Source organism: Butyricicoccus sp., assembly GCF_050872565.1.
Classification (GTDB): Bacteria; Bacillota; Clostridia; order Oscillospirales; family Butyricicoccaceae; genus Butyricicoccus_A.
Window position 1 is genome coordinate 1 of record NZ_JBNMHC010000118.1, and the last position, 6292, is coordinate 6292.

General features: G+C 48.9%; 6 protein-coding genes. 5 read left to right on the forward strand and 1 reads right to left on the reverse strand.

Annotated features, from left to right (window positions below; translation table 11 throughout):
• Positions 1 to 89: 89 nt before the first annotated feature.
• Positions 90 to 962: a phosphoribosylaminoimidazolesuccinocarboxamide synthase gene (locus tag ACR0P9_RS06300; protein WP_432618375.1), complete on the reverse strand. Its 873-nt coding sequence runs from the start codon at positions 960 to 962 to the stop codon at positions 90 to 92.
• Between the two features lie 212 nt (positions 963 to 1174).
• On the opposite strand from ACR0P9_RS06300, the gene ACR0P9_RS06305 reads away from it, so the two are divergent.
• From ACR0P9_RS06305 to mnmA, 5 genes are all read left to right on the forward strand, one after another.
• Complete coding sequence (locus tag ACR0P9_RS06305) at positions 1175 to 1357, forward strand: chorismate--pyruvate lyase (protein WP_432618377.1); 183 nt, start codon at positions 1175 to 1177, stop codon at positions 1355 to 1357.
• Between the two features lie 129 nt (positions 1358 to 1486).
• A complete protein-coding gene (locus ACR0P9_RS06310) occupies positions 1487 to 2833 on the forward strand; it encodes an MATE family efflux transporter (protein ID WP_432618379.1) in 1347 nt (448 codons plus the stop codon).
• 135 nt (positions 2834 to 2968) lie between these two features.
• Positions 2969 to 4009 (forward strand): 16S rRNA (cytosine(1402)-N(4))-methyltransferase RsmH, encoded by a 1041-nt coding sequence (gene rsmH / locus ACR0P9_RS06315; protein WP_432618381.1) that lies wholly within the window; start codon positions 2969 to 2971, stop codon positions 4007 to 4009.
• Positions 4010 to 4194: 185 nt separating this feature from the next.
• Complete coding sequence (gene nadA / locus ACR0P9_RS06320) at positions 4195 to 5109, forward strand: quinolinate synthase NadA (RefSeq protein ID WP_432618383.1); 915 nt, start codon at positions 4195 to 4197, stop codon at positions 5107 to 5109.
• Positions 5110 to 5182: 73 nt separating this feature from the next.
• Positions 5183 to 6259: a tRNA 2-thiouridine(34) synthase MnmA gene (gene mnmA, locus ACR0P9_RS06325; protein WP_432618385.1), complete on the forward strand. Its 1077-nt coding sequence runs from the start codon at positions 5183 to 5185 to the stop codon at positions 6257 to 6259.
• The last annotated feature ends 33 nt before the right edge of the window (positions 6260 to 6292 follow it).

Consider the following 6292-nt stretch of genomic DNA (forward strand, 5'->3'; position numbering starts at 1 on the left):
CAATTAGATACATAAAAAGACGGTATGCACCGGAAACATTTCGATGCATACCGTCTTATCTTTTCTATACGTTTGGCAAATAACAGAGATTACAGCTTCTTGCCGGTCAGCAGCTCATATGCCTGCAAGTACTTGGCAATGGTCTTTTCGGTAATGTCTGTTGGCAGCTTCCAGTCATGCTCGTTTGCCTTCAGCCAGTCGCGTGCGAACTGTTTGTCGAAGGACGGCTGACCGTGACCCGGCTCATAGCCGTCTGCCGGCCAGAAACGGGAGGAGTCCGGTGTCAGCATTTCATCACCCAGAACGATGTTGCCGTTCTCGTCGAGACCGAACTCAAACTTGGTATCAGCGATGATGATGCCGCGGCTCAGAGCATAGTCTGCACACTTCTTGTACAGGGCGATGGTGTAATCGCGCAGTTTCTGTGCGTACTCTGCACCCTTACCCGGGAAGTACTTCTCCAGATGCTCAATGCTCTGCTCATAGGAAATGTTTTCGTCATGATCGCCGATTTCAGCCTTGGTGGACGGGGTATAGATCGGCTCCGGCAGCTTGTCGGATTCCTTCAGACCTTCCGGCAGCTTGATGCCACATACGGTACCGTCCTTCTGGTAGCTTGCCCAGCCAGAACCGGTGATGTAGCCGCGGACGATGCACTCGATCGGAAGCATATTCAGCTTCTTGCACAACATGCTGTTGCCATCGAACTTCGGCTGCTGGAAATACTCCGGCATGTCCTTGACATCCACAGAAATCATGTGGTTTGGAATAATATCCTTGGTCAGATCGAACCAGAACTTGGACATCTGGGTCAGAACGGTGCCCTTCTTTTCAATGGTGTTCTTGAGGATCACATCAAAGCAGCTGATGCGGTCGGTTGCCACCATAATCAGGCTGTCACCGTTGTCGTAAATCTCACGAACTTTGCCTTCCTTGATCGGCTTCATTTCCTTTGCACTCATGTTATTTACCTCACAATCTGCGAAAGATTAAGTATTACCCTACTAGATAACCAGATTTTGCGAGAAAAATCAATAGTAAAATTCAACATAATTCTAAGAATGTCAAAAAAATGAGAGATCTGGCACAGATAAGCAAGATTAGGGATAGGCAACTGGCAGAAAATATGATAGAATTAGAGAAAATTTCCATATGGAGAGAGGAGAGAAAGAGGATGGGCTTTGCAGATCCAGTAGATTATGTTGTGGTTTCATTTGAGGGAGATTACGCGATGCTGCAAAAAATCGATGAGCCGAACGGCGAGCTGACACAGGTGGCGATTGCGCTGCTGCCGGATGGCGCGACGGACGGCAGTCGTGTGCGTCGTGTCATGCTGGAGTACACGCTGTTACCGTAAAATTGCGGTCGAATTTATAAAAACGATGGACTTGTTGCATATTCCTGCTCAATTCTTTTTTAGCTCTTTTCATTTCTCAATAAATCGTGTAAAGTAAGAGGCGAAAAAGAAAAGGAGGAGTTTGAAGATATGCTGCTAAAAGACAAAAAATTTTACCGCATGTTTTGGGTTCTGTGCCTTCCGATTGTCCTTCAGAATGTCATTTCCCTGAGCGTCAATTTGACGGACAATCTCATGCTCGGAAGCTATGCGGAGAGTGCTTTGTCCGGCGTCACAGCGGTCAATCAGATTCAGTTTATCTATCAGAATCTGCTCATTGGCATTGGTGATGGTCTGGTCATCCTGTCTTCACAGTATTGGGGCAGAAAGGACACAGAAACCATTCGCAAGGTTTCGAGCATTGCCATGCGTACCGCGCTCGTACTGATGCTTGCCTTGTTTGTCATTGTGTCGCTGTTTCCGGAGCAGGCGGTCGGTCTGTTTACCAACGATGCAGAGATTATTGCAGAAGGCGTCAAGTATCTCAATATTGTACGATTTACCTATCCGTTCTTCTGCGTGACGACAATTTTGCTTGCTGTCTTGAGAAGTACAGAAGTGGTCAAGATTGCGTTTTATCTGTCAGTGTGCACGCTGTGCATCAATTTCTGCATTAACTGGTGCTTGATTTATGGTCGATTTGGCCTGCCGCGTCTCGGTGTCCAGGGTGCTGCCATCGGTACACTCGTTGCACGCATTGTAGAATGTAGCATCATCTTGTGCTATGTGGCAAAAAAAGAGCAAAATCTGCATCTGAAGCTCAAGGATTTCCTGCATATAGACCGTACCATTATGAAGGATTATTATCGCGTCAGTCTGCCGATTTTATTTACCTCTGCTATGTGGGGATTTAACACGGCCATGCAGACCGCAATTCTTGGCCATCTGACCTCCAGCGCTATTGCGGCGAATAGCATGGCGTCCAATCTGTACTTAATCGTCAAAACAGTCGCAGTTGGCGCGGCATCGACAGCCAATGTCTTTATCGGAAAAGCCATCGGCGCGGGCGATATGAAGGTGGTCAAGCAGTACGCGAAAACATTCCAAGTTATGTTTTTATTCATGGGCATTTGCTGCGGATTGGTTCTCTATGGACTGACAGAGCCGGTGCTGGCACTGTACAGCTTCTCGGACGAGAGCCGCGAGCTGGCGCGCACATTCCTGCACATCCTCTGCATTGTCATGGTCGGTATGTGCTACCAGATGCCGGTCAATTCCGGTATTATCAAGGGCGGCGGCGCAACCAAATACGCGATGGTTTTGGATTTGGTCAGCATTTGGTGTATTGTCATTCCACTGTCGTTTTTCATGGCGTTTTACGTCAAGGCATCGCCGGTTGTTGTGGTTTGGTGCCTGAATTTGGATCAGTTGTTTAAGGCGGTTCCGGCGTTTATCATGGTGAATTATGGACACTGGGCGAAAAAACTGACTCGATAATTGAAGGACGGGAAAAACACTCGCTTGTTGTAAAAAACAGGCGGGTGTTTTCTGTTAGGAATCCTTTGACAAACGATGCTCTGCATGATACGATAAATAAAACGAAACGTATCAAGGAAGAAAGAACGAATTACTATGGAAGAACAACAGCAGCATAAACGCCGCAAACGATATAAAGGCACACATCCGCGGAAATTCAGCGAAAAATATAAGGAGCTGAATCCGGAGAAATATCAGGATGATGTCAAAAAGATTATCGGACAGGGCAAAACGCCTGCCGGTATGCATATTTCCATCATGGTACAGGAAATTCTGGACTTTTTGCAGATTCAGCCGGGACAAGTCGGTTATGATGCTACATTGGGGTATGGCGGACATACCCGAAAAATGTTAGAATGCTTGCACGGACAGGGACATATGTACGCGACAGATGTTGACCCGATTGAATCCGAGAAAACGAAAGCCCGCTTGGCAGCGCTTGGATTCGGCGAGGATATTCTGACGATTCGCCGCATGAATTTTTCGGAGATCGACAAAGTTGCCGAAGAAAAATTTGACTTTGTTTTGGCGGATCTCGGCGTATCGTCTATGCAGATTGACAATCCGGAGCGCGGATTTACGTTTAAGCAGGATGGCCCGCTCGATTTGCGCTTGGATCCGACTTCCGGCACCTCTGCGGCGCAGCGCCTGCGTGAGCTGGAAGAAGATGAGCTGGTAGGTTTGCTGGTAGAAAATTCTGATGAACCGTATGCACAGTGCATTGCATCGGAAATCATGCGGACTTTTGCTCGCGGAGAGAGCATTGACACGACACGTCAGCTGTATGATGCAATTGCCCGTGCCCTGTCGTTCCTGCCAAAGAATGAGCAGAAGGATATGGTCAAAAAATCCTGCCAGCGCTGCTTTCAGGCACTTCGCATTGATGTGAACAGCGAATTTGAAGTGCTGTATGCTTTTTTGGAGAAACTGCCAATGGTACTCAAGCCGGGCGGCCGTGTGGCGATTTTGACCTTCCATTCCGGTGAAGATAGACTGGTGAAAAAGGCGTTCAAGCAAGGCGTGCGCGATGGCGTGTACCGTGAGGCGGCACGTGATGTCATTCGTCCGTCAGCAGAGGAGTGCTATCAAAATCCGCGTGCGCATTCCACGAAAATGCGCTGGGCAATCAAAGCGTAAAACAACTTGAAAAAATCGCTGGGAAAAACTATCATGTTTGCTGATTTTCAGGCAATTTGTGCCTGACGCTTGACAGATTGTGTAAAACATGATATTCTCAGAAACGATAAACATATAAAAACACTGGGAAATGCGCTGCATTTCCTATTCACACTACACCAATACCTAATCAGGAGAAATGACGTATGATTCGTGAGATTCAGGATGAAATCCTGCGCCTGAAAAAAGAGCAGGATGTATGTATTTTGGCACACAGCTATGTGGCAAGAGAAATTTCGGAAGTTGCTGACTTTGTTGGCGATTCCTATGGTCTGAGCGTACAGGCAATGAGCGCACCGCAGAAGACGGTTATCATGTGCGGCGTTCGCTTCATGGCAGAGACTTGCAAGATTCTCTCCCCGGAGAAGACGGTTTATCTGGCAAATCCAGTAGCTGGATGTCCGATGGCTGAGCAGATGGATAAGGATCTGATCGGCGCTTGGAAGAAGGCAAATCCGGATTATACCGTCGTTGCATATATCAACACGACCGCAGAGCTGAAGACGATTTGTGATGTATGCTGCACCTCTTCTTCCGCAGTGAAGATTGTAAACAATCTGGATACCGACAAGATTCTGTTTATTCCGGACTGCAATCTGGGTCAGTTCGTGGCAGATCAGTGCCCGGACAAGGAAATTAAGTTGCTGCAGGGCGGCTGCCCGATTCATGCTGCTGTTCCGAAGAGAGCAGTAGACGAAGCTCGCGCAGCACATCCGGACGCGCTGCTGCTGGTTCATCCGGAGTGTGTACCGGCTGTTGCTTCTCAGGCTGACTACGTTGGTTCCACCACCGGCATCATGAACTATGCAAAGAATTCCGATGCCAAGGAGTTCATTATCGGCACGGAAATCAGCATCGCTGAGCACCTGCAGTATGACTGCCCGGATAAGAAGTTCTATCCGCTGAGCAAGCAGCTGATTTGCCCGAACATGAAGTCGACCACGCTGGTAGATGTCCTCAACGTACTGAAGGGCAACGCAGGCGAGGAGATCACCATGGACGAAGAGACTCGTCTGGCAGCAAAGCACTGCATTGACGAAATGATTCGCCTGGGCGGCTAATGATTTTAGAAATAGTATCGGCTCTGCTTTCGCACGGAAGTAGAGCCGTTCTTTTTGAGGAGAGGTTGACTCGATGAAGGAAAAAATTCTCGCAGCAATGAGCGGTGGCGTAGACAGCTCCGCAAGTGCAGTTTTACTGCTGGAACAGGGATATGATGTGGCAGGCGTGACAATGGCTCTGTACGATCAGGGCGACATTGGCAAAAAGACCCGTTCGTGCTGCTCGGCAGATGATATTGCAGACGCACGCAGTGTGTGTGCACGTCTGGGCATTGACCATTACGTGTTTAATATGGGCAATATTTTTCATAAAGAGGTCATTGACCGGTTCATTTCCGGCTATCAGTGTGGTTTGACGCCGAATCCCTGCATTGACTGCAATAAGTATGTCAAGTTTGATGCCCTGCTGCGTCGGGCGGGAGATGTTGGCTGCTGGCGTATTGCAACCGGACATTATGCCCGTATTGAGTATGATACGGCTGCCCAGCGCATTCTGCTCAAAACAGCGGCAGATGACCACAAAGATCAGACGTATTTCCTGTATTCGATGACACAGGAGCAGCTGGCTCGCGTGAAATTTCCGCTTGGCGGCTTGACCAAGCCGGAGACCCGTCGTCTGGCAGAGAAAGCGATGCTGACAAATGCCAGAAAGCCGGACAGTCAGGATATTTGCTTTGTACCGGATGGAGATTATGCAGGATTTATTGAACGCACCACAGGCGAAGCACCGAAGCCGGGCGATTTTCTGGATACCGAGGGACATGTGATCGGCCAGCATCGCGGACTTGTGCATTACACTGTCGGCCAGCGCAAGGGCTTAGGCTTTGCATTCCCAGAGCCGCATTATGTCTGCTGTAAAGATGCTGTGCACAATACGGTGACGATTGGCACGTCTGACCAACTGTTTGCCAAAAGGCTGTTGGCAGGCGAGTGCAACTGGATTGCCGTGGACAAGCTGACTGCGCCGATGCGCGTGCAGGCAAAGATTCGCTATGGACAAAAGGCACAGCCAGCCACGCTGTTCCCGGATGAGCACGGAACTGTAATCGAATTTGACGAGCCGCAGCGTGCGATTTCGCCGGGTCAGGCAACCGTTTGGTATGATGGAGATGTCGTTGTCGGCGGCGGCACGATTATCAAGAGCTTATAAGAATGCAGCAAAGCTCCTCTGTTTCCCATGGGA

What these genes read in the sequence shown, in the direction of transcription:
- ACR0P9_RS06300 (WP_432618375.1), bottom strand. Translation starts at nt 962, where the DNA reads ATGAGTGCAAAGGAAATGAAGCCGATCAAGGAAGGCAAAGTTCGTGAG.
- ACR0P9_RS06305 (WP_432618377.1), top strand. Translation starts at nt 1,175, where the DNA reads ATGGGCTTTGCAGATCCAGTAGATTATGTTGTGGTTTCATTTGAGGGA.
- ACR0P9_RS06310 (WP_432618379.1), top strand. Translation starts at nt 1,487, where the DNA reads ATGCTGCTAAAAGACAAAAAATTTTACCGCATGTTTTGGGTTCTGTGC.
- rsmH (WP_432618381.1), top strand. Translation starts at nt 2,969, where the DNA reads ATGGAAGAACAACAGCAGCATAAACGCCGCAAACGATATAAAGGCACA.
- nadA (WP_432618383.1), top strand. Translation starts at nt 4,195, where the DNA reads ATGATTCGTGAGATTCAGGATGAAATCCTGCGCCTGAAAAAAGAGCAG.
- mnmA (WP_432618385.1), top strand. Translation starts at nt 5,183, where the DNA reads ATGAAGGAAAAAATTCTCGCAGCAATGAGCGGTGGCGTAGACAGCTCC.